We start from the raw sequence: 25,764 nt of genomic DNA, 5'->3' as shown, positions 1-25,764 counted from the left end.
CGCCCGAGCCTCAGAACACCGCGACGGTCATGCCCGACGAGGTCGCAGGGCGGTCCATCGCGACGAGCGCCTCGGGCAGGTCGTCGAAGCCGATCGTGCGGCCGATCGTCTCCTCCGGACGCAGCCGCCCGGCCACGATGGCGTCGAGCATCGCGCCGTACTCCCCGACCGCTGCGCCGTGGCTGCCGAGCAGTTCGAGTTCGTCCGCGATGACCCGGCCCATCGGGATCGCCGGAGCGGCTTCGTCGTCGAGGAGCAGCCCGACCTGCACGTGCCGGCCGCGCGGACGCAGGGACGCCACGGCGGCGACGGAGGTGGCACGGCTGCCGTAGGCGTCGAGCGAGACGTGCGCTCCGCCTCCCGTGCGGGATCGGACCGTGGTGACGGCATCGGCGTCCATCAGCACGGTGTCGGCGCCCAGGGCAGCGGCGCGCTCGAGTGCGGCCGTGGAGACGTCGACGGCGACGACGTGCGCGCCGGCGGCCACGGCGACCATGACCGCGGAGAGCCCGACTCCCCCGCAGCCGCAGACCACGACCCACTCCCCTGCGGCGACGCGCCCTCGGGCGTGCAGGGCGTGGAACGCGGTGCCGAATCGGCAGCCGAGCGCTGCCGCCACCGCGAAGTCCACGGCGTCGGGCAGCGCGACGAGGTTCAGGTCGGCGTGCGGGACGACCAGGGAGTCCGCGTACGAGCCCTGCAGGTCGAACCCGGGCTGCTGCTGGGCGGTGCACACCTGGGTGGCGCCGTCGAGGCATTCGGCGCAGGTCCCGCAGGCGAACACGAACGGGGCCGTGACCCGGTCGCCGACGGCGAAGCGCTGGACGCCCGCCCCGATCGCCGCGACGACACCGGCGAACTCGTGGCCGGGCACGTGCGGCAGCCGGACCGAGTCGTCGTGGCCCTTCCACGCGTGCCAGTCGCTGCGACAGACACCGGTAGCAGCCACCCGCACGACGACACCGTGGTCCGGGGCCACGGGCTCCGGCAGGTCGACGATCGAGGGGACGGAACCGAACTGGGCGTACTGGACGGCGCGCATGCCGCCATCCTGACAGACGGGAGGTCGCAAGACGACGGAGCCCCGACCCCTGGGGTCAGGACTCCGTCGCATCGCCGTGCTGCAAGTGATGGATCAGCGCTGCCGCCGCTGGTTCCGGTTCGTTCCGAGCATCGCGGCGCCGAGCGCCAGCAGGAGGAGCGCGACGCCGAGGACGAGTGGCGATCCCGACGTGCCCGTGAAGGCCAGTTCCCGAACACCCGCGCGCGCACCGGGCGACGGTGTGACAGGTGGAACGGTCGTCGCACCGGAGCCGGGAACCGTGCCGGGGTCGGGATCGGGGTCAGGCCCGGGTTCCGGCTCGGGGTGCGACGGCGAGTCGTCGACCAGCAGCCCCGCATCGACCGTGCGGTCGCGGGTGATCGATTCCTTCGCGCCTTCGTCGGAGCGTTCCCATGCGAGCGAGACCGCGGGTGTCTCGCCGTCCTGGCCGGCGTCCGAGTCGATGGTGCCGTCGGTTCCGACGTGCTCCTTCGTGAACCGACGGCCGTCCGGAGCCGTGAACGTCACGACGTAGGCACCCGGGCGGAGTCCGTCGAAGGAGTACTCCCCATCGGGTCCCGAAGTGGTCGCGCGTACGACATCGGCACCGCGGTCGTCGACGCCGGACAGCTGGACCGGTACGCCGTCGATGCCCGGCTCGTCGGAACCCTGGAGACCGTCACCGTCGCTGTCCGTCCACACCCGGTCTCCGATGCTGCCGGCGACGACCCGCACGGTGGCGCGGTTCGACAGCGCGGCGAGTTCGAGGTTCGAGGCGCGGAGCCCGAAGCGGTTCGTGTAGGTGTCGCCGTCCCGCTGCCCGTGGGTCTGCACCACGACGTGGTGTCGGACCGACTGGCCCGGGGCGACCTCGCCGGTCCGTTCGATCCGCACGGCCGTGACGTCGGCGAGTTCCGCGGACCCGCACGCGGCGTCGCCGAGGTCCGCCGCCGCGCACCAGAGCGTGCTGCCGCCCGGTTGGTTGGACGGTGCAGTGCCGTCGAGCGAGATGGAGGCCGGATCGCTCGTGGTGTAGCGCACCGTCTCACCGGCGCCGGGTGCGACGTCGACGCGGTCTGCCAGCGAGACCGTCCCGTGGAAGGCGGAGCCCTGTGGGTCGCCTCGGTGCGGCAGGACGTCGATGACGTCGAGCCCGCTGATGCTCCGGGCGTCGCGGTTCGTGTAGAGCAGGTCCCATTCGAGCTGGTCCCCCGTCGCGACGACCGGTTCGGTCGCGACCTTCTCGACACCGACACCGACCGCGGCGACGACCTGCACCGCTCGTTGGGTGTCGCGGCGGAACGCTTCGGAGCGGTCCGTCGGCGACGCGATGGTCGCGTAGTTCTGCACCGGTCCGGCTGGCGCGAGACTCGACACCTGCAGTTCGTAGGTGATCGGCGGGATCTTCGTGTTCGGCTGCAGGCCGTCGAGTGTCCACGTGAGGCGCTGGCGGAGGTTGCCGGCATTGTCCGTGATCGTGTCGATCTCGGCCGGCCGGGACGCACTCTCCGCGATGTAGTCGGTGTGCATCGGCAGCACGTCGCGGACCGTCACCGTGGTCGGTTGACCACCGGAGTGGCCGTTGGTGAGTGTCGGGTAGAGGGCGTACTCGAGGGTGCTCCCGGACCCGACGAAGCTCGTCTTGTCCGGTGTGTCCTCCGCGGTCGTGCCCGGGTCGACGATCTTCTTCCTGATGCGTGCCAGGTTCTCCGTGATCACGACGCTGTCGGCCATCGCTCCGGCGCCGTTCTCCGGCCGAGCCGTGTCGTGGGTCCAGACGTCGGTGTGTTCGCCGAGCAGGGCGTGCCCGAAGTCGTACGCGCGGGTCCCCGAGGGTGCGGCGGACACTGCGACGTACGTGTGCAGCACCGCTCTCGCCCCACCGTCGACGTCGCCGAGCGCGCGCACGGCGCCGACCGCGGCGCGACCGCCCGGAACGTCGTCCGGGCTGCCGAACCACGGTCCGTCGTCATCGTCGCACGTGTGTCCCTGGCCGGACGCGGGGCTCGTCATGTCGTAGGCCGCGTACTCGATCCGCGGTCTGCTCAACCCGCTGGTCCACGCCGTCGCCCCCGGGGTGCCCGCGCGCGTGAGGCGCTGGGTCTCGCGATCGAAGGTGTCGCAGAGGATCGTGCCGGTGTAACGGCGGTACCCGTCGTTGAGGACGGTGACGTCGCTCCGCAGGACCTGCCCTTGCGTCACCCACGGATCGCCGGCGCGGGCGGAACCCTCGACGGTGGTGCCGGCGCCGTCGATGACGCGCCAGAGTCGCTTGCCGGCGGTGCCGGACCCGAGGCCCACCAGATTGCGCGACGTGGTGTTGTCGGCGAGGGGCTCCTCGCTGCCTGGGTAGTTCTGTGCGCCACTCGCCGAGGTGGTCTGCAGGGCCGAGTACCGATTGGTCGACAGGACAGAGCCCGGCGGGTAGGGCAGCCAGAGGCTCAGGTAGCCCGAGACGAAGTACGCCCTGGTGCCACCCGTGACCGGGCCACCGCTGAGCGACTGGGTGGGGATGCGGTCCGGATCGGTGACGGTGTCCGTGATCGTCACGTCGATGTCCGCGCCGGGCGAGGACTGCGCGCAGACGATGGTCCCCGAGTCGACCACGCTGCGCGGCCCGCCACCGCGTCCGCCCGGCAGGCCGTCGAAGCGCCAGGCGTTCGTTGCGTTCACGCCGCAGGCAGGCGCGGTCCCGTTCCACAGCACGGCGGTCGACGGTAGGTCGCCGAGGATCTCGGACACGTCGTCGGTGAAGGTCATCGGGCCGGCGCTCGCTTCGAACCCGAGCAGGCCCTGTCCGGCGACGACGGGCTCCCAGTTGACCGCGATCGGGTAGACGAGGCGGAGGCCTCGATCGCCATCGGGACCGACGACGTCAGGGGTGAGCGATGAACCGACGACGTCCTTGCTGAGGTTGTAGCGCGCAGCTGCCGAGACCGTCACGGTCGGTGCGATTGCCGTCACGACGCCGTTGTCAGCGTTGTCCGCGGTGGCTTCGACCGTGACGTCGATCGCGTCGCCGTGCCGCATGGTGCCGGAGACGTCGAGCACGACGGGGACCTCGACGAGGTTGCCCTCGGTCAGGTCACCGACCGAGCAGGTGAGCTTCTGCCCGTCGATGCGCGACGCGGCCCCGGTGCACGGCTTCGGCAGGCCCGCCCAGGTCGTGCCGGCCGGAGCGGTCACGACGAACCGCTGGTCGACGCTGTCGCCGTCGTTCACGCTCATCTCGACGCTGTACGTGATCGCGTCGAGTGTCCGCACGATGCCGTTCGTTCCGCTCGAGTCGCCTCCGGGTCGGTCGTCCGGGCTGAACGGACCGTTCCCGTCCTTGGCGACCTTCGCAGCGAGACCGACCGTCCCTGCTGGGCGGGCGGTCGACCGCGGAGCGTCCGTCGCGGCCGTGCCGACCGCTCCCCCGGCTGGGGTCGCGCCCGCTGGGGCGACGGCGGCGAGTGGGAGCGTCATCGACAACGCCGTGGCGACGACTGCTCGGATCGGGATGCGTGTTCGCATGGGACTCCTCGTGCGGGCGGATGCGGGTGCACCCACTGCCCAGGAGTGTAGGAATCCATCTGGAATGCTGCAATGAATATGTCGTATTCGTTCTTGCGGGCATCGCGGACGCATCGAGGAACGGTCCACCGGATCCGGATCGGACGTCGACCCTCCGCCGCGTCTCCGGTTGACTGAGGAGATGACCGACCTGCGCTTCTCCGCCGACCCCGAAGACCTCGACGTCGACCGCGTGCACCGCTGGCTCAGCGAGGAGTCGTACTGGGCCCGCGGCCGTGACCGGGCGACGCAGGAGGCGATCATCGCCGGCTCCCGGAACTTCGGCGTGTACGACGTGACGACCGGCGAGCAGCTCGGCTACGCGCGGGTGATCACCGACGGCGTGACGTTCGGCTGGCTCGCCGACGTGTTCGTGGACCCCGACGCCCGGGGCCGCGGCGTCGGCGTCGCACTCGTGCGCGGCGTGACCGAGGCGGTCGAGCCGCTCGGCCTGAAGCGCTTCGCCCTGTTCACCGCGGACGCACACGGGTTGTACGAGCGGTTCGGGTTCCGCCCGCTGCCCGATCCGGACGGCTGGATGATGCGTCCCGGGCCGGGGTTCGGCGCCGACGTGCACGACTGACGGGGCGCGGGTGCACCCGCAGCGCTGCCCTCAGTACTCGATGCGGCCCTCGCGGTTGTGGAACTCCCCCGTCGGCCCGTCGGTGCCGATCGTCGCGAGCATGACCGTGGCGTCGGTGCCCTCGGTGATCGTCTGGTGCCCGCCGAACCCGTTGAACTCCGTCGCCGTGTAGCCCGGGTCGCTCGCGTTCACCCGGAAGCCGGGCAGGTTCTTCGCGTACTGCACGGTCAACGCGATCACGGCCGCCTTCGACGCCGCGTACGGCACCGCCGGCACCCCGTACTCGTCGTGTCCCGGTGTCGTCAGCCAGCGCGGGAACCCCACCCCCGACGAGACGTTCACGATGACGGGTGCCGCCGAACGTCGCAGCAGGGGCAGCGCGGCCTGGGTCACCCGGACGATGCCGGTGACGTTGGTGTCGAGCACGGTCGCCATCGCGCTCGCGTCGAGGTCGTCGACCCCGAACGAGCTGCCGAGGATCCCGGCGTTGTTCACCAGGACGTCGAGCTCGGGGATGGTCGCGATCGCCGCGTCGATGCTGGCCTGGTCGGTGACGTCCAGCTGCACGACGTGGGCGCCGAGTGCGCGGGCGTCGTCGCCGCTGGCCGGGTCGCGCATGCCGGCGTACACGGTGTGGCCGGCCTCGAGCAGTCGGCGTGCGGTCTCGAGTCCGAGGCTGCGGTTGGCCCCGGTGATGAATGTCGTTGTCATGCGTCCAGCCTGCCCCCGTCGGCCCGGCTCCCCCAGGCACGGTGCGACGGTGGGACCGGCAGTACCAGGACGGACTGGAGGCGCGGGGCGATGATGGTGGACATGAGCGAGTTCGCGAACGTGTTGCGTTCCTGGCGCGACCGGGTGCGTCCCGAGGCGGTCGGCCTGCCGGCCGGCCCCGGCAGACGGACCCCGGGCCTCCGTCGCGAGGAGCTCGCCGCGCTGGCGGGCGTGAGCGTCGACTACGTCGTCCGCCTCGAGCAGGGCCGGGCGACGAACCCGTCGCCGCAGCTGCTCGGCGCCCTCGCGACGGCGCTCCGGCTGTCGTCCGAGGAGCGGGACCACCTGTGCCGGGTGGCCGGCGTCGCCCCGCCGTCGCGTCAGGTCGTGCCGCGGCACATCACGCCCGGCGTGCAGCGGCTGGTCGACCGGCTCGGCGACGTGCCGCTCGCGGTGTTCACGGCGACCCACGACATCGTGCTCTGGAACGAGTTGTGGGCCGCGGTCAACGGCGACCCCTCGCGGTACGTCGGGCTCGATCGCAACCTGGTCTGGCGGCACTTCACGCAGGAGCGCGACGGAGTGGACTGGGACGACGAGCACCAGGAGGAGTTCTCGAGCGACCTCGCCGCTGACCTGCGACAGGCCTACGGCCGCTACCCGGGGGACCGCGACCTGGCGGACCTGGTCGACCGGCTGCTGCGGGAGTCCCCCGAGTTCGCCCGCCGCTGGGAGACCGGCCGGATCGCCGAGCACCGTGCGAGCCGCAAGGTCGTGCACACGCCCGTCGGGCCGGTGGAGATCGACTGCGACGTGCTGAGCGTCCCCGGCGGTGACCTCCGGATCGTCGTCTACACGGTCGTCCCGGGCTCCGAGGACGCCGCGAAGCTCGACCTGCTCCGGGTCACCGGCCTGCAGGAGCTCACGCCGCGGTGAACACCAGCGACGCGTTCTGACCGCCGAACCCGAACGAGTTGTTCAACGCGGCACGGAGCGGCGCGGTCCGGGCGGTGCCGGAGACGACGTCGAGGTCCACCGCGGGGTCGAGCCGGTCGAGGTTCAGGGTCGGTGGCACGGTCCCGGTCTCGAGCGCCCGCAGGGTCAGGATCGCCTCGACAGCGCCGGCAGCGCCGAACATGTGCCCGATGGCGCTCTTCGGAGCGGTGACCAGCGCTCCGGTCCCCACCGCACGGCTGATGGCGGCTGCCTCGCCGACGTCGCCGACGGGGGTGCCGGTGGCGTGTGCGTTCACGTGGTCGACGTCGCCGCCGTTGAGGCCCGCCATCCGGATCGCGGCGCGCATCGCCCGCTCCTGCTCGCTGCCGTCCGAAAGCGGTGCGGTGATGTGGTGCGCGTCCGAGGTGATCCCCCAGCCGGCGAGCGTGCCGTGCGACCGCTGCCCCCGGGCGACGGCGTGGTCGGCGCGCTCGAGCACGACGATGCCGGCGCCCTCACCGAGGACGAAGCCGCGGCGGTCGGCGTCGAACGGACGGGACAGGGTCGTGGGGTCGTCGCTGTCGGGCTTCGCGAGGGCCTGCGACTGGGCGAACGACGCCATCGTCACCGGGGTGACGGCGGCCTCGGTCCCGCCGGTGATGACGACGTCGGCCTCACCGGTGGCGATGAGTCGCGCGGCGGTGGCGATGGCCTCCGCACCGGAGGCACATGCCGACACCGTCGTGTAGGCGCCGCCCCGCGCCCCGTAGGCGATGCTGATCTGCGCGGCGGCACCGTTCGCCATGAGCATCGGCACCGTGCGCGGTGAGACCCGCCGGGCACCGGACGCACCGAGCACGTCGTGGGCGTCGAGGAGGGTCTCCACTCCCCCGATCCCGGTGCCGATCACCACGGCGAGACGGTCGCCCTCCACCGCGGGGGCACCGGCGTCGGCCCAGGCCTCGTCCGCGGCGACGAGTGCCAGCTGCTGACTGCGGTCCAGGCGATTGGCGCGGACCCGCCCGAGCGCCCCCTCGGCGTCGAGTGCGGCATCGGCCCCGACCCGGATCGGCACCTGTTCCCAGAGCGCTCCGTCGCGGTGCAGGGCGCGGACGCCGGAGCGACCGGCCACCAGGGCGTCCCAGAGCGGCGCGACGCCGTGGCCGAAGGGTGAGACCGCGCCGAAGCCGGTGATGACGATGTCCACGGGAACTCCTCTTGTACGTTGAACAAGTTGAGTTGTACCACGTACAATTCCGACATGGCAACCACGGTGGACGGCTCCGGCACGGCACGCGGCGCGGCGACACGGGCGAAGATCCTCGCCGCGACGGCCGGACTGCTCAGCGCGGGCGCTCGGACCGTCACCGTCAGCGAGGTCGCCCGGGCCGCGGGTGTCTACCCGAACCAGATCACGCACCACTACGGCTCGAAGGACCGTCTGGTGCTCGACGCCGCGTTCGCGCTGTTCCTCCGCGACACCACGCGACTGCAGGCGGCCGGCCGTCGTGCGCGCTCGCCGGAGTCGTTCCGACAGGTCCTCGCCCGCACCGCCCTCGCGATGCCGTCGACCCCGCTCGTGGTGCGCGCGCTCGGGGCAGCCGGGGACGACCCGGCTCAGCGTGAGCGCGTGCGGCTGCTGCTCGCCGTGCTGTTCCGGCAGTCCGAGCGCTACCTGGAGCGCGTCGTCGCCGACCAGGGCTGGACCAGCCCGAGCGGTGTCGCCCGGGACGCCCGCACGTTCTGGAGCGCCGTGTTCGGTGCCACCCTGCTCGCAGACGCCGGGGTCACCGGCGGCCCCTCGGACCTCGACCTGGCGGGGACGATCTCGATCCGTTGACCGGGACGGGCACCGCCGCCGGGGGCTCCCCCGGCGGCGGTGTCACTCGCCGAAGCCGGACCGGACCAGTTCCACCAGGGCGTCGACTGCGGACTGCGCGTCCCGGCCGGACGCGTCGATCGACACCGTCGCACCCTTCGGCAGCGCCAGGGCCATGATCGCCAGCAGGCTCTTCGCGTCCACGCCGTTGACGTGCACGCTCGCGTCGTACTTCGCCGCCGTCTTCACGAACTCCGCGGCGGGCCGGGCGTGCAGCCCGGTCTCGTTGACCAGCTCGACCGACGCGCTGACGCGGTCGGACCCGGCCGCGTCGTCGACGGGAGCGGCCCCGTCGGCCGGCCCCGTGCCTCCAGGCTGGTCACCGGACGGACGGGAGGCGGTGCTCGCGTCCGCCTCGGAACCCGCGGCCGACGCTGCGGCGGCCAGCACCGCGTCGGCGTCACCGCCCGTCTGGGCGGCGACCGCGGCCGCCACCGCTCCCTCGACCAACGGGGCGTGCGACACGTGGACGCGTGCGCGGACGTCGTCGTCCAGGAAGTCGAGCGCGGTGTCGGTCGTCAGGTAGGCGGAGCCGAGGTCGCACAGGACCACGACGGCGCCCGCCTGGGCGAGTCCCTCGATGCCGGCGGTGATCGCCTCGAACGAGGTGCCGATGCCGCCGTCGTCCGTTCCGCCCGCGGCGACGAGCGGCACGTCCGCGGCCATCTGCCGTGCCAGCTCGACCGTGCCCGTCGCGATCGCCGCGCTGTGCGAGACGACCAGGATGCCGACGGTCACGCTGCGTCCACCGCTGCGCGCAGGATGTACGCGGTCGACTGCGCACCGGGGTCGCGGTACCCGATCGCGCGGTCGCCCAGGTAGCTCGCGCGGCCCTTGTGGGCGACGAGCGGCTCGGTGTCCGCCGCACCCTGCGCGGCGGCGTCGGCTGCTGCGCTGAGCACGGCCTTCGGGTCGTCGCCGGCACCGGCGGCCGCTGCTGCGGCGTCGACCGCGGGGCTCCACGCGTCGACCATCGTCTTGTCGCCGACCGCTGCCTTGCCGCGGGACACGACACCGTCGCGGGCGGCGGTGAGCACGGCGACGAGGGTGTCCGCGTCGAGTTCGGCCGCGTCACCGGCGGCCTGCGCCGCCTTCAGGTAGGCGGTGCCGAAGAGCGGGCCGGCCGCCCCGCCCACGGTCGAGATGAGCTTCGTCGCGACGGTCTTGAGCACGGCACCCGGGGTGTCGAAGGACCCGGAGTCGACGGCCTCGAGCACGGCCCGGAACCCGCGGTCGAGGTTCTCGCCGTGGTCGCCGTCGCCGATCTCACGGTCGAGCGTGACGAGCTCGGCGCGGTGTTCATCGATCGTCGCGGCGGTGCGACGGACCCAGTCGATGGCCCATGCGGTGTCGAGCGCCAATGCGGTTCCCTTCGTGTGTCGGGCCCGGTGGCCCGTTGTCGTGGTCCGGTGGTCGAGCGGCCGTGGACGCTCAGCGTCCCCATCGCAGGGCCGGGGTCTCCACCGGGGCGTCCCAGAGGGCCGTGAGTTCGTCGTCGAGCACCGTGACGGTGAGCGAGAACCCCTGCATCTCGAGGGACGTGACGTAGTCGCCGACCAAACTACGCGTGACCTGGTGGCCGCGGTCGGAGAGGACCTCGGCGGCGCGTCGGTACGCGATGTAGAGCTCGGACAGCGGGGTGCCGCCCATGCCGTTCACCAGGAGCAGCAGCGACGACCCGGCCGGGGCGTCGAGGTCGGTCAGGATCGGTTCGAGCACGCGGTCGACCAGCTCGTCCGCCGGTGCCATCGCGATCCGCTCGCGGCCGGGCTCGCCGTGGATGCCGATGCCGAGCTCGACCTCGTCGTCGGCGAGCACGAACGACGGCTCCCCCGCGTGCGGGACGGTGCCCGACGCCAGTGCGAGCCCCATCGACCGCGTGACGTCGTTGACGTGCCGGGCCACGGCGGCGACCGCGTCCAGGTCATCCCCGCGCTCGGCGGCGGCGCCGGCGCACTTCTCCACCACGACGGTCCCGGCGACGCCGCGACGACCGGCGGTGAACAGGGAGTCCTGCACCGCGACGTCGTCGTCCACCACGACGGACTCGACCCGGACGTCGTCCATCGCCGCGAGCTCGGCGGCCGTCTCGAAGTTGAGCACGTCGCCGGTGTAGTTCTTCACGATGTGCAGCACGCCCGCTCCGCCGTCGACGGCCTTCGTCGCGGCGACGATCGGGTCGGGCGTCGGGCTCGTGAACACCGGGCCGGGCACCGCGGCGTCGAGCATGCCGTACCCGACGAAGCCGGCGTGCAGCGGTTCGTGCCCGCTGCCACCGCCGCTGACGATCCCGACCTTGCCGGCGACGGGTGCGTCAGCGCGGTGGAGGTGGATCGGGTCCTCGACCAGGACGATGTGTCCGGCGTGTGCCCGGGCGAAGCCCCGGACGGTCTCCTCGACCACGGCCTGCGGGTCGTTGATGAGCTTCTTCATGCGGTGCCTCCACGGGTACGGGGTCGAACCGTGGCGGTCACACCGCGCGTCGTCGACCGGAGTGCGCCCAATCTACATCGACGGCACGAGCGACCGTCCTCTCCCGATGCACGTTCGTGCAGTGCGCCGAGGACGCGCCACCGGCTCGGGATCGTGCAGGGGACACTCGCCCTGCACGTTCGTGCACGATGCCGCACTTCGCTCACGAATTCATCGCCCGGCCGTGAGCGTCGTCACTATGGTTGGCCTCAATCACTCAACGGGGAGTGCGGCGCAGCACGGCCGGACCCCCACCTCACGCACTGGAGGTCACCGATGGACGACATCGGCGTCAAGTTCCTGTCCGAGCTCGTCGGTACGGCGATGCTCATCATCCTGGGTGGCGGCGTCGTCGCCGCTGTGTCGCTGGCGAAGTCGAAGGGCTTCGGAGCCGGGTTCCTGATGGTCACGATCGGCTGGGGCTTCGCGGTCTTCGCCGGTGTCACCGTGTCCTACAAGTCCGGCGGACAGCTCAACCCCGCGGTCAGCCTCGCGCAGGCGATCCTCGGCAACATCACCGTCGGCGAGATGTTCCTGTTCTGGCTCGCCCAGCTGATCGGCGCGATCATCGGTGCGGTCATCGTCTGGCTCGCCTACAAGCAGCACTTCGACGAGGAGCCCGACGCGGCCGCCAAGCTCGGCGTCTTCTCGACCGGCCCCGCGATCCGGTCGTACGGCTGGAACCTCGTCACGGAGATCATCGGCACCTTCGTGCTGGTCTTCGTCGTCATCGCGTTCTCGAACGGTCAGACGCCGGCATCGCTCGGTGCGATCCCCGTCGCCTTCCTCGTGATCGCGATCGGTGTCAGCCTCGGTGGCCCCACCGGCTACGCCATCAACCCGGCCCGTGACCTCGGCCCCCGCATCGCGCACGCCTTCCTGCCCATCAAGGGCAAGGGCTCGAGCGACTGGGCCTACGCATGGGTGCCGGTCGTCGGACCGCTGATCGGTGGCGCCCTCGCTGCCGGGCTGTCCTACGCCCTGCTGCCCATCGTCAGCTGACCCACCCCCACCCCGAAGGCGTGGACGGCCGTGCAGTACGGCCGGACACGCACCCGCACCGAACACACCCGTAAGGAGCACCAATGGCCGACTACATCGTCGCCATCGACCAGGGCACGACCTCGACCCGAGCAATCGTGTTCGACCACTCCGGTTCGATCATCTCGACCGGGCAGAAGGAACACGAGCAGATCTTCCCGCGCGCCGGGTGGGTCGAGCACGACCCCGCCGAGATCTGGGACAACACCCGCGAGGTGATCGGTCAGGCACTGTCGCGTGCCGACATCACGCGCCACGACGTCGCAGCCGTCGGCATCACCAACCAGCGCGAGACGGCCGTCGTCTGGGACAAGACCACCGGCAAGCCGATCTACAACGCGATCGTCTGGCAGGACACCCGCACGCAGGCGCTCGTCGACAAGCTCGCCGACGGCGACACCGACAAGTACAAGGCCATCGTCGGCCTGCCGCTCGCGACCTACTTCGCCGGCACCAAGATCATGTGGATCCTCGAGAACGTCGAGGGTGCTCGTGAGAAGGCCGAGGCGGGCGACCTGCTCTTCGGCACCACCGACACCTGGGTCCTCTGGAACCTGACCGGTGGCATCGACGGCGGCGTGCACAAGACCGACGTCACGAACGCGTCCCGCACGCTGTTCATGGACCTCGAGACGCTGCAGTGGCGCGACGACATCCTCGCCGACTTCGGTGTCCCGAAGTCGATGCTCCCCGAGATCGTCAGCTCCTCCGAGGTCTACGGCCACGTCGAGTCCTCGAGCCTGCTGCGCGAGGTCCCGATCGCCGGCATCCTCGGCGACCAGCAGGCCGCGACCTTCGGTCAGGCCGCGTTCGACCAGGGCGAGTCGAAGAACACCTACGGCACCGGCAACTTCCTGATCTTCAACACCGGTACCGAGATCGTCCGCTCCGAGAACGGCCTGCTCACCACCGTCGGCTACAAGCTCGGCGACCAGGAGACGCACTACGCCCTCGAGGGTTCGATCGCCGTCACGGGCTCGCTCATCCAGTGGCTCCGCGACAACCTCGGTCTGATCGGCAGCGCCCCGGAGGTCGAGGCCCTGGCCAAGACCGTCGAGGACAACGGTGGCGTGTACTTCGTGCCGGCGTTCTCCGGGCTCTTCGCGCCGTACTGGCGTCCGGACGCCCGCGGTGCGATCGTCGGCCTCACCCGCTTCGTCAACAAGGGGCACATCGCGCGCGCTGCCCTCGAAGCGACGGCGCTGCAGACCCGCGAGGTGCTCGACGCGGTCAACGCCGACTCCGGCGTGGACCTGACCGAGCTCAAGGTCGACGGCGGCATGACCGCGAACAGCGAGCTCATGCAGTTCCAGGCCGACATGCTCAACGTGCCGGTCGTCCGTCCGGTCGTCGCGGAGACGACGGCGCTCGGAGCGGCCTACGCCGCCGGTCTCGCGGTCGGCTTCTGGGCCAACCTCGACGAGCTCCGTGCCAACTGGCAGGAGGACAAGCGCTGGGAGCCCCAGCTCGACGCCGCCGAGCGCGAGCGCACGCTCCGCCTGTGGAAGAAGGCCGTCACGAAGACCTTCGACTGGGTTGACGAGGACGTGCAGTAGCGAAACACGCGCACGCTGACCGCGTGCACTGAACGCACCGACGGTAGGCCCGGTGCCGGTTCCATGAACCGGCACCGGGCCTCCTGTGCGTTGCGTCTCCTGCGGGCTGGTCGCGGTCGTCGGGTGGTTGCCGGCGCGGCACGGTGCGGTCTTGTTGACCGGGTGCAGCGGTGACGGGCGGGTGCGCGCACGTGGCGCAGCACCGAGCCGTCAGGCCCGCACCGGGTGACGCACCGCGCACGGTGCGGCTTGCGCGGAAGCGGCACGGGATCGCAGACCGCGCACGGTGCGGACTGGAGGCGCGGGGCGGGCCCGCCACGGGCCTCCAGTCCGGCAGGGGGTCGCCGGAACGGCACGGTGCGGGCTTGTTGACGGGGTGCAGCGGTGACCGCCTGGTGCGCGCCCGTGGCGCAGCACCGAGCCGTCAGGCTCGCACCGGCTGACGCACCGCGCACGGTGCGGCTTGCGCGGAAGCGGCACGGGATCGCAGACCGCGCACGGTGCGGACTGGAGGCGCGGGGCGGGCCCGCCACGGGCCTCCAGTCCGGCAGGGGGTCGCCGGAACGGCACGGTGCGGGCTTGTTGACCGGGTGCAGCGGTGGCTGCCGGGTGCGCGCTCGTGGCGCAGCACCGAGCCGTCAGGCTCGCACCGGGTGACGCACCGCGCACGGTGCGCAGGGCGGCGTGGACTACGCGGCGGGAGCTGCGCCGACCCAATCAGCCAGTTTGCGCGCACCGGCGCCTGAGTCGACCGCCTCGGCGGCGACGACCAGCTGCTCGCGGAAGCGCTGCAGGATCGGCCGGTCGGACTCGTTCGGGTCCTGTGCCAGCCGGAACGAGACGAGGCCGGCCGCGGCGTTCAGCAGGACGATGTCGCGGACGGGTCCGGTCTCCCCCGCGAGCACCCGGTGGACGACGCCGGCGTTGTGCTCGGGGTCGCCGCCGAGCAGGTCCTCCGTGCGTGCCCGGGCGATGCCGAGGTCCCGCGGGTCGAGGTCGTGCTCGGTGACGCGGCCGCCCGTGACCTCCCAGATGTGGCTGTGCCCGGTGGTGGTCAGCTCGTCGAGTCCGTCGTCGCCGCGGAACACGAGGGCCGTCGCTCCGCGCGTCTGGAACACGCCCGTGATGATCGGGACGAGGTCGAGCTGGGCGACCCCCACGGCGTTGGCCTCGCACCGTGCGGGGTTGACCAGCGGGCCGAGGAAGTTGAACACCGTCGGCACGCCGATCTCGCGCCGCACCGGGCCTGCGTGGGCGAAACCGGGGTGGAACGCGTTGGCGAAGGCGAAGGTCAGCCCGACACGCCGGAAGGTGTCCGCGACACGCGCGGCGTCCATCGTGAGATCGAGTCCGAGGGCGGCGAGCACGTCGCTCGAGCCGGACTTCGACGAGCTGGCCTTGTTGCCGTGCTTGACGACGGGGACCCCGGCGGCGGCGATCACGATGGCCGCCATGGTCGAGATGTTCACGGTGCCGACCACGTCGCCACCGGTCCCGACGATGTCGAGCGCCATCGGGTCGACGTCGAGCGGAACCGCGGCGTCCAGGATCGCGTCGCGGAACCCGACGACCTCGTCGACGGTCTCGCCCTTCGCGCGGAGCGTCACGGCAAAGGCTGCGATCTGTGCCTGGGTGGCGCGCCCGTGCACGATCTCCTCCATGGCCCATGTGGATTGCCTGATCGTCAGGTCCTCGCGCGCCATGAGCGCGCTGATCACTGCTGGCCAAGAAAGTGCGTCAGGCATGGCTCGATCGTAGTGAATTCGAGAGACCCGCCAGTCTCCTGCGAAAACACTGTCGGGGGTTTCGGCCATAATGGAGGACGTGACTAGCACCTCTCTCTCCAGATCAGCCAGCGGTCCGGCCCTCAACAGGCCGAACGCCGTGGCCGTGGGGACGATCGTGTGGCTGGGCAGCGAGGTCATGTTCTTCGCCGGCCTGTTCGCGATCTACTTCACGCTCCGCAGCACGTCCCCTGAGCTCTGGGCGACCGAGACCGCGAAGCTCGAGGTGCCCTTCGCCTCCGTGAACACGATCATCCTGGTGCTGTCCAGCTTCGCCTGCCAGTTCGCCGTGTTCGCTGCGGAGCGCTTCCAGGTGCACCGGACGAGCTGGAACCCGCGCCACTGGGGCATGACGGAGTGGTTCTTCGTCACCTACGCGATGGGTGCGATCTTCGTCTGCGGCCAGATCTTCGAGTACGCCAACCTCTGGCACGAGGGCGTGACGCTCTCCTCCAGTGCCTACGGCTCGGCGTTCTACATGACCACCGGGTTCCACGGGCTCCACGTGACCGGTGGCCTCATCGCCTTCCTGCTGACGCTCGGCCGCGGTTTCGCCGCCAAGAACTTCGGCCACAAGGAAGCGACCACCGCCATCGTCGTGTCGTACTACTGGCACTTCGTCGACGTCGTGTGGATCTTCCTCTTCGCCGTCATCTACCTTCTCAAGTAGGAACTGGACACCCCCCAGCACATGTTCAACAGAACCAAGTCCAAGAAGGGCCGCCGTTCACCGATGGCGACCGTGTCGCTCATCGTCGTGGGTCTCATGACCACCGGTGGCGCGTACGCACTGTTCAGCTCCACGGCGAACGCCGACGACAGCACGAACACCGTCGCCGCCTCGAGCCAGTCGCAGGTGAACGAGGGCGAGAAGCTCTTCGCCTCGAACTGCGCCACCTGCCACGGTCTCTCCGCGCAGGGCACGAGCGAGGGCCCGTCCCTCATCGGTGTCGGCGCCGCGTCGGTCGACTTCCAGGTCGGCACCGGCCGCATGCCGATGGCCGCTCAGGGTCCGCAGGCCGAAGAGAAGCCCGCGCAGTTCACGGACGAGCAGGTCGACGCGCTCGCGCAGTACGTCGCCTCCCTCGGCCCCGGCCCGTCGGTCCCGTCCACCGAGCTCACCAACGGTGAGGACGGCGACGCTGCCGAAGGCGCCGAGCTGTTCCGCATCAACTGCGCCATGTGCCACAACGTGGCCGGCGCCGGCGGTGCGCTGACCGAGGGCAAGTACGCCCCGAACCTCGAGACGGTCTCCGGCAAGCACATCTACGAGGCCATGCTCACCGGTCCGCAGAACATGCCGGTCTTCAACGACCTGAACCTGACGCCGGAGCAGAAGGCCGACATCATCACGTACCTCAAGTACGTGCAGGACAACAAGTCCCCCGGTGGCTTCGCACTCGGCTCCCTGGGGCCGGTCGCCGAGGGTCTGTTCATCTGGATCTTCGGACTCGGCGCGGTCGTCGCGATGACCGTCTGGCTGACCGCGAAGTCCAACTGATCGTCCGTGTCGAACGACACTGAAGGGAACACCATGGCAGAGCACGACGACGAGACGCTGAACTCGTCCTCGGCTGTCGAGAAGCACGGCACGACCACCTCCCCCGGGATCGCGGTCCTCCCCGTCGACCCGTTCGAGAACCCGGGCGAGCCGCCGCACCGTCCGCGTCGCACCGACGTCGACCCGAAGAAGCAGCGTCTGGCCGAGCGCCAGGTCGCCGCGTACTTCTACCTGTCGATCGTCGGCAGCGTCCTGTCGATCGCTGCGTACGTCGCCTTCCCGATCGACCCGAGCGACTTCGGGACGGTCCGCACCGCGAACCTCTTCCTGGGCCTGTCGATCGCCCTCGCGCTCCTCGCCCTCGGCCTCGGCGCCGTCTACTGGTCGAAGTCCCTGGTCGTCGACCGTGAGATCACCGAGCTCCGCCACGGCACCCGCGGCACCGACGCGACCCGCGCCAAGGCGGTCGAGGCGTTCCAGCTCGCCGACAAGGAGTCGGGCTTCAGCCGTCGCAAGCTGATCCGCAACTCGATGATCGGTGCCCTGGCCGCGTTCCCGCTCCCCGGCATCGTCCTGGTCCGTGACCTCGCTCCCGCCGAGGACCCCAACGAGCTGCTCCGCCACACCTTCTGGAAGCAGGGCCTGCGCCTGACGAAGGACCCGACGGGTCTGCCGATCAAGGCCTCCGACGTCACCATCGGTTCGGTGTTCCACGTCATCCCCGAGGGCATGCTCGAGTCCGAGCACATGCTGGAGGAGAAGGCCAAGGCCTCCGTCCTCCTCATGCGTCTCGACCCGAAGGACCTCAACCCGTCCAAGGGCCACGAGAACTGGGGCTACGACGGCATCGTCGCGTACTCCAAGATCTGCACCCACGTCGGTTGCCCCGTCGCGCTCTACGAACAGCAGACGCACCACCTGCTGTGCCCGTGCCACCAGTCCACCTTCGATGTCTCGAACAACTGCGAGGTCATCTTCGGTCCGGCAGCACGCCCCCTCCCCCAACTTCCGATCGCGATCGACGACGACGGCTACCTGGTTGCCCAGAGCGACTTCCACGAGCCGGTCGGACCGTCCTTCTGGGAGCGTGAACGCTGATGACCAGCACCACCACCACCGCACCGAACACGTCGACGAACAAGCCGGCGCCGGAGCGCGGATCCCGCATCATCGGCGGGGTCGCCAACTACATCGACGAGCGCACCAGCATCTCGGGCCTCGTCAAGGAAGTCGGCCGCAAGATCTTCCCGGACCACTGGAGCTTCATGCTCGGCGAGGTGGCGCTGTACAGCTTCGTCGTCGTGCTGCTCTCCGGGACCTTCCTGACGTTCTTCTTCCAGGCGTCCATGACCGAGGTCGTCTACAACGGCTCGTACGTCCCGCTCAAGGGCGTGGCGATGTCGACGGCCCTGCAGTCCACGCTCGACATCTCGTTCGACATCCGCGGCGGGCTCTTCGTCCGCCAGGTCCACCACTGGGCAGCCCTGCTGTTCGTGGCGTCGATCATGCTGCACATGGCCCGCGTGTTCTTCACCGGCGCCTTCCGCAAGCCGCGTGAGCTCAACTGGGTCTTCGGCTTCCTGCTCTGGGTCCTCGCCATGGCCGAGGGCTTCACCGGCTACTCGCTCCCCGACGACCTGCTCTCCGGAAACGGTCTGCGGATCATCGTCGGCATGATCGAGGGTGTCCCGGTGATCGGCGTCTGGATCGCCTACCTGCTGTTCGGTGGTGAGTTCCCGGGGACCGACATCGTCGGCCGCCTGTACACGCTGCACATCCTGCTGCTACCGGCGATCCTCGTCGCGGTGCTCGGTGTCCACCTCGTGCTCGTCGTGATCAACAAGCACACGCAGTTCGCCGGTCCGGGCAAGACCAACGAGAACGTCGTCGGTGTCCCGATCCTCCCGGCGTTCGCCGCGAAGGCCGGTGGGTTCTTCTTCATCGTCGCGGGCATCCTGGCCCTCATCGCGTCGCTGTTCACGATCAACCCGATCTGGAACTACGGCCCGTACGACCCCTCCCCGGTGTCCGCCGGTACCCAGCCCGACTGGTACATCGGCTTCGCCGACGGTGCGCTCCGACTGGTCCCGCCGCACTGGGAGGTCGTGTGGTTCGGCTACACGGTGTCGTTCAACATCCTGGCGCCGATCGCGGTCCTGGTGCTGCTCATCCTGGCGATCCTGCTCTACCCCTTCATCGAGGCGTGGGTCACGGGCGACAAGCGTGAGCACCACATCCTCGACCGCCCGCGCAACGCCCCGACGCGCACGGCGTTCGGTGCCGCTGGCATCACGCTCTACGCCAGCCTCTGGGCAGCAGCCTCGTCGGACATCATCGCGACGCACTTCCTGGTGTCGATCGAACACGTGATCCACGTGATCCAGGCAACGACGGTCCTCGGTCCGTTCATCGCCTTCTGGATCACGAAGCGTGTCTGCCTCGCCCTCCAGAAGAAGGACCGCGAGATCGTCCTGCACGGCTACGAGTCGGGCCGCATCGTCCGACTCCCCCACGGCGAGTACATCGAGGTGCACGAGCAGCTCGACGAGTACGAGCGCTGGAAGCTCCTGCAGTTCAACGAGTACAAGCCGCTGATGATCCGCCCGAACGCCAAGGGCAAGATCACGGGTCTGCAGAAGGTCCGCGCCGGCGTCTCCCGCTTCTTCTTCGAAGACCGCATCGAACCGGTCTCGAAGGCAGAGCTCGAGGCAGCACACGCCGCGCACCACGGCCCGAACCTCGAGGGCGGCCACCAGGCTCCCCAGGTCGGCCCCGGCGATCACTGATCGGTAGCGCACGAAGCAACCCCCGTCACGAAGTGGCGGGGGTTTCTTCGTGCACAGGGCAACACGCCGCCCCCAGTTCACGGCTGGTTCACTCTCGCGTGCTGGACTCGTCCAGGACGGTGTGGCAACGTGTTGCACCACGCATCCGCCAACGGAATGAGACCCCGATGGACAGCCGGACGGCCGAACACCCCAGGCCGAACCACTTCCTCCTCCACCTCAGCGACACTCACCTCGTCTCCGGGGACCGCAACCTGTACGGCGATGTCGACTCCGCCGCTCGGCTCTCGCAGATCGTCGAGGACATCGAGGCCTCGGGCACGCGTCCCGAAGCGATCGTCGTCACCGGCGACGTGGCCGACAAGGGCGAGCCGGGAGCGTACGCCCGTGTCCGCGAGATCCTCGAACCGGCCGCCCAGCGCATCGGTGCACAGGTCATCTGGGCGATGGGCAACCACGACGAGCGCGGTGCCTTCCGCCAGGAGCTCTTCGGCCTGCAGCCCACCGATCGCCCGGTCGACTTCGTCTACGACGTCAACGGCCTCCGCGTGATCACCCTCGACACGAGCGTTCCGGGTCACCACCACGGTGAGGTCTCCCCCGAGCAGCTCGACTGGCTCGCCGAGGTCCTGTCCGAGGCCGCGCCGCACGGCACCATCCTCGCGATGCACCACCCGCCGGTGCCGAGCGTCCAGGACCTCACCGTCCTCGTCGAGCTCCGCGACCAGCAGGCCCTGGCCGAGGTCGTCGAGGGCAGTGACGTCCTCGCCATCATCGCCGGGCACCTGCACTACTCGACCAGTGCGGTGTTCGCCGGCATCCCGGTGTCCGTCGCCAGCGCCACCTGCTACACCCAGGACCTCACGGAGTTCCAGGGCGGCACCCGCGGACGAGACGGTGCGCAGTCGTTCAACCTCGTGCACGTCTACGGCCACAACGTCGTGCACTCGGTCGTCCCGATCGGGCACTACGCCACCGTCGGACAGCCCGTCTCCGCGCTCGAGACCGAGGCGAAGCTCGCGGCGCACGGCGTGACGATCCCCGCGGCCGTCGAGCCGGCACCGGTCACCTCGAGCATCCCGGTGTTCACGCTCGACTCGGTGCCCGTCTCCCCCATCCACCGGTAGCCCCGCGCACTCCGAGTGCAGAAGAGGTCGGGTCTGCCATGCGGACCCGACCTCTTCTGCTCACCAAGCGTTGGCGCGTGCGGTCACGACTCCCCGTCAGTGCGCGGCGAGTGGTCACGTTCCGTCGGCTGGCGGCTCGGCAATCAACAGTTCGTGACCGCTCGGCGGGCAGTCAACGGGGTGTCTTGACCGCGCGGCGTCGTGTACGTCCCGACGGGCACGCGCGGCGGCCGGGAGGCCCGTGGCGGGCCCGACCCGCGCCTCCCGGCCCGCGGGGTGGTCGCGACTCACCGCGGGTGCTGCGTCGCGTGGTCATGTTCCGTCGGCTGTGGGCGGCGCAGGCGACGGGCTGTGACCGCTCGGCGTGGGGGTGGCGGGGAGTCGTGACCGGTGGAGCGTGCGGGTGCGTCGAACCTCGTGGCTGGGTTCCGGCGCCGGGCTCGCAGGCTCGCCCGGAGCGCCCCAGCAGGCCGCTGGCGCGTCCTAAGCGCTGGGACGCTCCCAGCAGGCCGCTGGCGCGTCCTAGACGCCGCGTGGGTCCGGGCTCGCAGGCTCGCCCGGAGCGCCCCAGCAGGCCGCTGGCGCGTCCTAAGCGCTGGGGCGCTCCCACGGCGCGGGGAACGGGAAGTAGCGCTCCAGGAAGCCCGTCACGCGCTGCGTGCGCTCTTCGTCGCTGACCTCGGGGAAGCTGCCGTCGTTCAGGCAGAAGAAGTCCACGTTCCGCTTCTTCAGCAGCTCGTCGAGGGCCTTGAGTCCGGAGACCATGGTCGTGTCGATGTACCCGACGGCCGCGTTCTCCTGGATGATCGCCCGGCCGGTGAGCAGCGAGTAGTAGTGGTACAGCGAGTTCGTCACCGAGATGTTGTCGGCGGCGCGGAAGCGTGAGGCCGCAGTGGCCGCGAACTCGTCGGCGAACTCGTGCTCCATCTCGGTCATGATCGAGGCGCGCAGGGGCGTCGGGGCGTGCTCGAGGTGCCGGGTCGTCACCGCACCGAAGCGCTGCTGCAGCAGGCGACGGTTCACGCGGGCGGAGTTCTCGAAACCGCTGCGTGCCGGGTTGTTGGAGCCGAGGCCGATCCGGGTCGACGCGAGGATGAACTTCGTGACCGATCCCGGGCTGTAGAACACCGAGGGGTCGACGAGGCGCCCGAAGAACATGTCGTCGTTCGAGTAGATGAAGTGCTCGCTGATGCCCGGGATGTGGTGCAGCTGCGACTCGACGGCCTGCGAGTTGTGCGTCGGCAGCACGGAGGGGTCGGCGAAGAACTCCTCGCTGCGGACGATGCGGACCTTCGGGTGCTCGGCGAGCCAGTGCGGCGCCGGGGAGTCCGTCGCGATGTAGATCTGGCGGATCCACGGTGCGAAGGTGTGCACCGAGCGGAGCGCGTACTTCAGCTCGTCGATCTGGCGGAACCGGGCCGGGGCGTCGTCGCCCTCGCCCAGGACGGCGTTCGACTGTGCGGCCTGGCGGGCGCGCTGGTACTCGATGGCGTTGCCGTCGACCCACGAGAAGACGATGTCGATCGGGAACCGGATGTCCGAGACATGATCGTCGAACATGTGCTCGACGGTGCGCCAGGTGCGGCCGTAGCGTTCGATGTCGACGAGGACGAACTCGTCGATCGGCAGGCTGCGACGCATCAGGGCGTTCTCGACGGGTGCGAGGACCTCGATGTCGGTGACGCGCCAGAACTCGAGCTGGACGCTCGTCTCGGCGCCGTAACGCAGGCGTCCGAGCGGCTCGAGCCGCGGGCGGAACACGCGGAGCACGGGTTCCTCGATGGAGCCGAGTCCGTCGTCCTGCACGAGCACGGCCGGCTTGCCCGGGGGCTTCGCGTAGAAGGGCTCGTTGACGGCCGCGGACATCACGGCGCTCTCGGCACGCTGGCGGTCACGCTCGTCGAGGGCGATCACCGGGCGCTGGTCGTTGCCGCGGATGAGCAGGTGGTCGACGTCAGCCGCGGTGAGCGCGTCGTCGAGGAACAGCAGGTCCTCGATCATCGACTGCTGCGGCGTGAGGTGTCCGTTGATCAGGGTCAGCCGCCCCTTGCGGACGACGACGTCGGATCGGTCGAGACCGCCGGAGGACGGTCGAGGGTTCAGCAGAGGACTCTCGGTCACCGGCTCGGTCTCGTCGTTCATCCATGCCCTTCGGGTGTGCGGCCGGGTCCTGTACCCGACCTGCCGATCCTACCGTCCGTCCGACTCGCGGGGCACCTTGACCACGATGCCCACCACGATGAACAGCGCGGCGGCCACCAGCTGCAGTGCCGCCCACACCTGTCCGGGGATCGGCACCGTGACGAGCGGGTTCCAGCAGACGGCGACGGCGGCCATGAGCAGGGCGGCCCACCAGACCTTCCCGCGCACGCTGAAGACCAGCACGATCAACGCGAGCACCGTGACGCCCCAGCGGGCGAAGACGAAGCCCGACGAGTCGACGATGGCGACACAGGCCAGCAGCACGATCGCCGCGATCATCGACGGCGCCAGCGCGGGCCGGGTGAAGGGCGGCGTGGCACGGGTACCGCTGGCCGGTGCGGTGGCTGCGGGTCGCGGTGCCCCTGCGGGTCGAGGGGACCCTGCGGGCACGCCGTGCTGGGACGACCCCACCGGGGGCCGCCCCTTGCGTGCGGCCATCAGTCCGCGGAGCCGTCGAGGTCGATCGCCTGGATCGACCGCGACATCGGCGGCAGGTCGCGGACGCGCTCGAGCGCCGGCACCAGCTCGCCGACCAGCGCACGGTAGCCGTCTTCGGTCAGGTGCAGGCCGTCCTCGGTGAAGCGGGCGTCCAGGTGGTCGCCGTCGGCCAGGGCGGGCCAGGCGTCGAGGTACTGCGCGTGGCACGTGGCGACGAACTGACGGAGGTGCCGGTTGGCCTGCTCGATCTTCGTGGCGTACTCGGCCTGCCGGGGCAGGATCGACACGAGCAGCAGGCGCACGCCTGGCAGCTCGCGGCGGAGCGTGACCAGGATGGTCTCGACGTTGCGGACCACGTGCTCGGCGCTGGCGCGGTGGTTGCCGAAGTCGTTCGTGCCGATGAGCAGCACGATCACCTCGGGCTGTTCGGCGACGACGGCGTCGAGGCGCGTCAGCACGCCGTCGGTCGTGTCGCCACCGATGCCCTGGTTCAGCGTGTGCTCGTCGGGGAGCCAGGTGTCCCAGTCGCCCTGTTCGGTGATGCTGTCCCCCAGGAAGAGGACGGGGCTGCGGTCGTCGGTCATGCTGCCTCCTCGTGCGCCGGCTCGGGGGTCCCGGTCTGCTGCGTCCGGTTGCGCTGCGTGGACCCGGTGTGGTCGGACTCCCGCTCGGCGGCGGCGGTGATGCGCTCGACCATACCGGGGAAGATGATGCCGTGGAACGGCAGGATGCCGTACCAGTACAGCCGCCCGGCCAGCCCCTGCGGGAAGTAGATGGCCCGCTGGTGGTAGTCGCTGCCGCCGTCGGGGTTCGGTGTGACGGTCATCTCGAGCCAGGCACGACCGGGCGACTTGAACTCGGCTCGGAGTCGCAGGTACCGGCCGCGCTCGAGTCGTTCGACGCGCCACCAGTCGAGCGCGTCGCCCTGCTCCAGGCGCTGCTGGTCACGCCGGCCGCGGTTCAGGCCGACACCGCCCGCGATCTTGTCCATCCAGCCGCGGGCGACCCAGGCGAGGGGGAACGAGTACCAGCCGTTGTCGCCGCCGATCGACTCGACGACACGCCAGACGTCCTCGGCGGAGGCACTGGAGTGCCGCTTCCGGTCGTCGACGTAGACCGTGTGCCCGGCCCAGTCGGGGTCGTTCGGCATCGGGTCGGCCGAGGCGCTCGAGAGCGTCGCGCTGCGCCAGCTCGTCTGCACCTGACCGCTGCGCATCTTGTTCAGCGCGAGGCGGACGGCCCGACGGTACGAGGTGAGCCCGCCCTCGGGCTGCGGCACGACGTCGTCGATGTCGTGCTCGCGCTGCACGCACTCGAACTGCAGCGACTCGATGATCGGCGTCGCGAGCTTGCGCGGGATCGGGGTGACGGCGTTGAACCAGTGTGCGGCGAGGCGCGGGGTGAGCACCGGCAGGACCGTGATCGGGCGCTGGGGCAGCTTCGCCTCGACCGCGTAGCCGTTCAGCATCTGGCCGTACCGCAGGACGTCGGGGCCGCCGATGTCGAAGGTGCGGTTGACGTCGGCAGGGACGTCGAGTGCGGCCACCAGGTAGTACAGGACGTCGCGGACCGCGATCGGCTGGATGCGGTTGCGGACCCAGCGCGGCGCGGGCATCCACGGCAGGACGTCGGTCAGGTGCCGGATCATCTCGAACGAGGTGCTGCCCGAGCCGATCACGACCCCGGCCTGGTACGCCACCGTCGGCACGCCCGATCCGAGGAGGATCTCCCCCACCTCCTTGCGGCTGCGGAGGTGCTTGGACAGCTCGCCGTCAGGGTGCAGCCCGCCGAGGTAGACGAACCGGCTGACGCCGGCCGCCTTCGCCTCGCGTGCCATGGTCTCGGCGGCCTCGCGCTCGGCCGACTCGAAGTCGCCGTCGGCCCCCATCGCGTGGGCCAGGTAGTAGACCGCCTCGACCCCGTCGACGGCGGCGCGCACCGCCTCGGCGTCCTGGAGGTCGCCCTCCGCGACGTCGACCTCACTGCTCCACGGGACGTCCTGGAGCTTCCGGGGGTTGCGCACGAACACCCGGACGGAGTGGCCGGCTTCGAGGAGACGAGGGACGAGACGACCACCGATGTACCCGGTGGCGCCGGTGACGAGGACCTGCATGCCCTGCACGCTACGCGGCACGCCTGACGGGTAGGCTT

Annotated in this window: 22 protein-coding genes; 10 read left to right on the top strand and 12 right to left on the bottom strand. The window is 70.5% G+C overall.

Annotation, left to right across the window (positions count from 1 at the left end; translation table 11 throughout):
- Window positions 1-10: 10 nt before the first annotated feature.
- Together DEJ06_RS11390 and DEJ06_RS11385 are read right to left on the bottom strand one after the other, a co-directional pair.
- Window positions 11-1,042 carry an alcohol dehydrogenase catalytic domain-containing protein gene (locus tag DEJ06_RS11390; protein ID WP_111039355.1) on the bottom strand — a complete coding sequence of 344 codons (1,032 nt, stop codon included), beginning with the start codon at window positions 1,040-1,042 and terminating at the stop codon, window positions 11-13.
- 93 nt (window positions 1,043-1,135) lie between these two features.
- Window positions 1,136-4,558, bottom strand: a complete 3,423-nt coding sequence (locus DEJ06_RS11385; RefSeq protein ID WP_111039354.1) for an SdrD B-like domain-containing protein — start codon at window positions 4,556-4,558, stop codon at window positions 1,136-1,138.
- Between the two features lie 181 nt (window positions 4,559-4,739).
- Here DEJ06_RS11385 and DEJ06_RS11380 point away from each other — a divergent pair, with 181 nt between their 5' ends.
- Complete coding sequence (locus tag DEJ06_RS11380) at window positions 4,740-5,180, top strand: GNAT family N-acetyltransferase (protein WP_111039353.1); 441 nt, start codon at window positions 4,740-4,742, stop codon at window positions 5,178-5,180.
- Window positions 5,181-5,210: 30 nt separating this feature from the next.
- On the opposite strand, the gene DEJ06_RS11375 is transcribed toward DEJ06_RS11380, so the two are convergent.
- Window positions 5,211-5,891 (bottom strand): SDR family NAD(P)-dependent oxidoreductase, encoded by a 681-nt coding sequence (locus DEJ06_RS11375; RefSeq protein WP_111039352.1) that lies wholly within the window; start codon window positions 5,889-5,891, stop codon window positions 5,211-5,213.
- A gap of 102 nt (window positions 5,892-5,993) precedes the next feature.
- Here DEJ06_RS11375 and DEJ06_RS11370 point away from each other — a divergent pair, with 102 nt between their 5' ends.
- Complete coding sequence (locus DEJ06_RS11370) at window positions 5,994-6,827, top strand: helix-turn-helix domain-containing protein (protein ID WP_181436742.1); 834 nt, start codon at window positions 5,994-5,996, stop codon at window positions 6,825-6,827.
- Here the strand turns inward: DEJ06_RS11370 and DEJ06_RS11365 are convergent.
- A complete protein-coding gene (locus DEJ06_RS11365; protein WP_111039350.1) occupies window positions 6,814-8,034 on the bottom strand; it encodes a beta-ketoacyl synthase in 1,221 nt (406 codons plus the stop codon). The two genes, DEJ06_RS11370 and DEJ06_RS11365, sit on opposite strands and share 14 nt — an antisense overlap.
- A gap of 54 nt (window positions 8,035-8,088) precedes the next feature.
- Between DEJ06_RS11365 and DEJ06_RS11360 the strand changes: the two genes are divergently transcribed.
- Window positions 8,089-8,667 (top strand): TetR/AcrR family transcriptional regulator C-terminal domain-containing protein, encoded by a 579-nt coding sequence (locus DEJ06_RS11360; protein WP_111039349.1) that lies wholly within the window; start codon window positions 8,089-8,091, stop codon window positions 8,665-8,667.
- Window positions 8,668-8,709: 42 nt separating this feature from the next.
- On the opposite strand, the gene dhaM is transcribed toward DEJ06_RS11360, so the two are convergent.
- The 3 genes from dhaM to dhaK form a co-directional block, all read right to left on the bottom strand.
- Entirely contained in the window at window positions 8,710-9,444 is a 735-nt protein-coding gene (gene dhaM, locus DEJ06_RS11355) for a dihydroxyacetone kinase phosphoryl donor subunit DhaM (RefSeq protein ID WP_111039348.1), read from the bottom strand.
- A complete protein-coding gene (gene dhaL, locus DEJ06_RS11350; RefSeq protein WP_111039347.1) occupies window positions 9,441-10,067 on the bottom strand; it encodes a dihydroxyacetone kinase subunit DhaL in 627 nt (208 codons plus the stop codon). Before dhaL ends, dhaM begins: the two co-directional genes overlap by 4 nt.
- Before the next feature lie 70 nt (window positions 10,068-10,137).
- The gene (gene dhaK, locus DEJ06_RS11345) at window positions 10,138-11,139 is read right to left on the bottom strand and encodes a dihydroxyacetone kinase subunit DhaK (protein ID WP_111039346.1); all 1,002 of its coding nucleotides are present in this window, start codon (window positions 11,137-11,139) and stop codon (window positions 10,138-10,140) included.
- Between the two features lie 315 nt (window positions 11,140-11,454).
- Between dhaK and DEJ06_RS11340 the strand changes: the two genes are divergently transcribed.
- Window positions 11,455-12,180 carry an MIP/aquaporin family protein gene (locus DEJ06_RS11340; RefSeq protein WP_111039345.1) on the top strand — a complete coding sequence of 242 codons (726 nt, stop codon included), beginning with the start codon at window positions 11,455-11,457 and terminating at the stop codon, window positions 12,178-12,180.
- An 83-nt stretch (window positions 12,181-12,263) separates the two neighbouring features.
- On the top strand, window positions 12,264-13,775 hold the full coding sequence (gene glpK / locus DEJ06_RS11335; RefSeq protein ID WP_071403832.1) for a glycerol kinase GlpK: 1,512 nt from the start codon (window positions 12,264-12,266) through the stop codon (window positions 13,773-13,775).
- A 689-nt stretch (window positions 13,776-14,464) separates the two neighbouring features.
- Here glpK and trpD read toward each other — a convergent pair.
- A complete protein-coding gene (gene trpD / locus DEJ06_RS11330; protein WP_111030102.1) occupies window positions 14,465-15,520 on the bottom strand; it encodes an anthranilate phosphoribosyltransferase in 1,056 nt (351 codons plus the stop codon).
- Between the two features lie 70 nt (window positions 15,521-15,590).
- Here trpD and DEJ06_RS11325 point away from each other — a divergent pair, with 70 nt between their 5' ends.
- The 5 genes from DEJ06_RS11325 to DEJ06_RS11305 all read left to right on the top strand — a co-directional run bounded on the left by DEJ06_RS11325 (window position 15,591) and on the right by DEJ06_RS11305 (window position 20,973).
- Entirely contained in the window at window positions 15,591-16,229 is a 639-nt protein-coding gene (locus DEJ06_RS11325) for a heme-copper oxidase subunit III (protein WP_027465617.1), read from the top strand.
- A 21-nt stretch (window positions 16,230-16,250) separates the two neighbouring features.
- Window positions 16,251-17,060 carry a cytochrome c gene (locus DEJ06_RS11320; RefSeq protein ID WP_071403834.1) on the top strand — a complete coding sequence of 270 codons (810 nt, stop codon included), beginning with the start codon at window positions 16,251-16,253 and terminating at the stop codon, window positions 17,058-17,060.
- A gap of 33 nt (window positions 17,061-17,093) precedes the next feature.
- Complete coding sequence (locus DEJ06_RS11315; protein WP_027465615.1) at window positions 17,094-18,158, top strand: ubiquinol-cytochrome c reductase iron-sulfur subunit; 1,065 nt, start codon at window positions 17,094-17,096, stop codon at window positions 18,156-18,158.
- Entirely contained in the window at window positions 18,158-19,846 is a 1,689-nt protein-coding gene (locus DEJ06_RS11310; RefSeq protein ID WP_071403835.1) for a ubiquinol-cytochrome c reductase cytochrome b subunit, read from the top strand. Before DEJ06_RS11315 ends, DEJ06_RS11310 begins: the two co-directional genes overlap by 1 nt.
- A gap of 167 nt (window positions 19,847-20,013) precedes the next feature.
- Window positions 20,014-20,973 (top strand): phosphodiesterase, encoded by a 960-nt coding sequence (locus tag DEJ06_RS11305; RefSeq protein ID WP_111039344.1) that lies wholly within the window; start codon window positions 20,014-20,016, stop codon window positions 20,971-20,973.
- 588 nt (window positions 20,974-21,561) lie between these two features.
- Here the strand turns inward: DEJ06_RS11305 and DEJ06_RS11300 are convergent.
- The 4 genes from DEJ06_RS11300 to DEJ06_RS11285 form a co-directional block, all read right to left on the bottom strand.
- Window positions 21,562-23,115 carry a stealth conserved region 3 domain-containing protein gene (locus DEJ06_RS11300; protein ID WP_111039343.1) on the bottom strand — a complete coding sequence of 518 codons (1,554 nt, stop codon included), beginning with the start codon at window positions 23,113-23,115 and terminating at the stop codon, window positions 21,562-21,564.
- Window positions 23,116-23,163: 48 nt separating this feature from the next.
- Window positions 23,164-23,454, bottom strand: a complete 291-nt coding sequence (locus DEJ06_RS18620; RefSeq protein WP_051596789.1) for a DUF6804 family protein — start codon at window positions 23,452-23,454, stop codon at window positions 23,164-23,166.
- A gap of 158 nt (window positions 23,455-23,612) precedes the next feature.
- Window positions 23,613-24,197, bottom strand: coding sequence for a GDSL-type esterase/lipase family protein (locus DEJ06_RS11290; protein ID WP_071403838.1), 585 nt, complete (start codon window positions 24,195-24,197; stop codon window positions 23,613-23,615).
- Window positions 24,194-25,726, bottom strand: coding sequence for an SDR family oxidoreductase (locus DEJ06_RS11285; protein WP_258372419.1), 1,533 nt, complete (start codon window positions 25,724-25,726; stop codon window positions 24,194-24,196). Before DEJ06_RS11285 ends, DEJ06_RS11290 begins: the two co-directional genes overlap by 4 nt.
- Window positions 25,727-25,764 lie beyond the last annotated feature (38 nt).

The sequence above is a fragment of the Curtobacterium sp. MCLR17_051 genome (assembly GCF_003234395.1).
Classification (GTDB): Bacteria; Actinomycetota; Actinomycetes; order Actinomycetales; family Microbacteriaceae; genus Curtobacterium; species Curtobacterium flaccumfaciens.
This window is presented reverse-complemented; position numbering and strand designations above follow the sequence as displayed.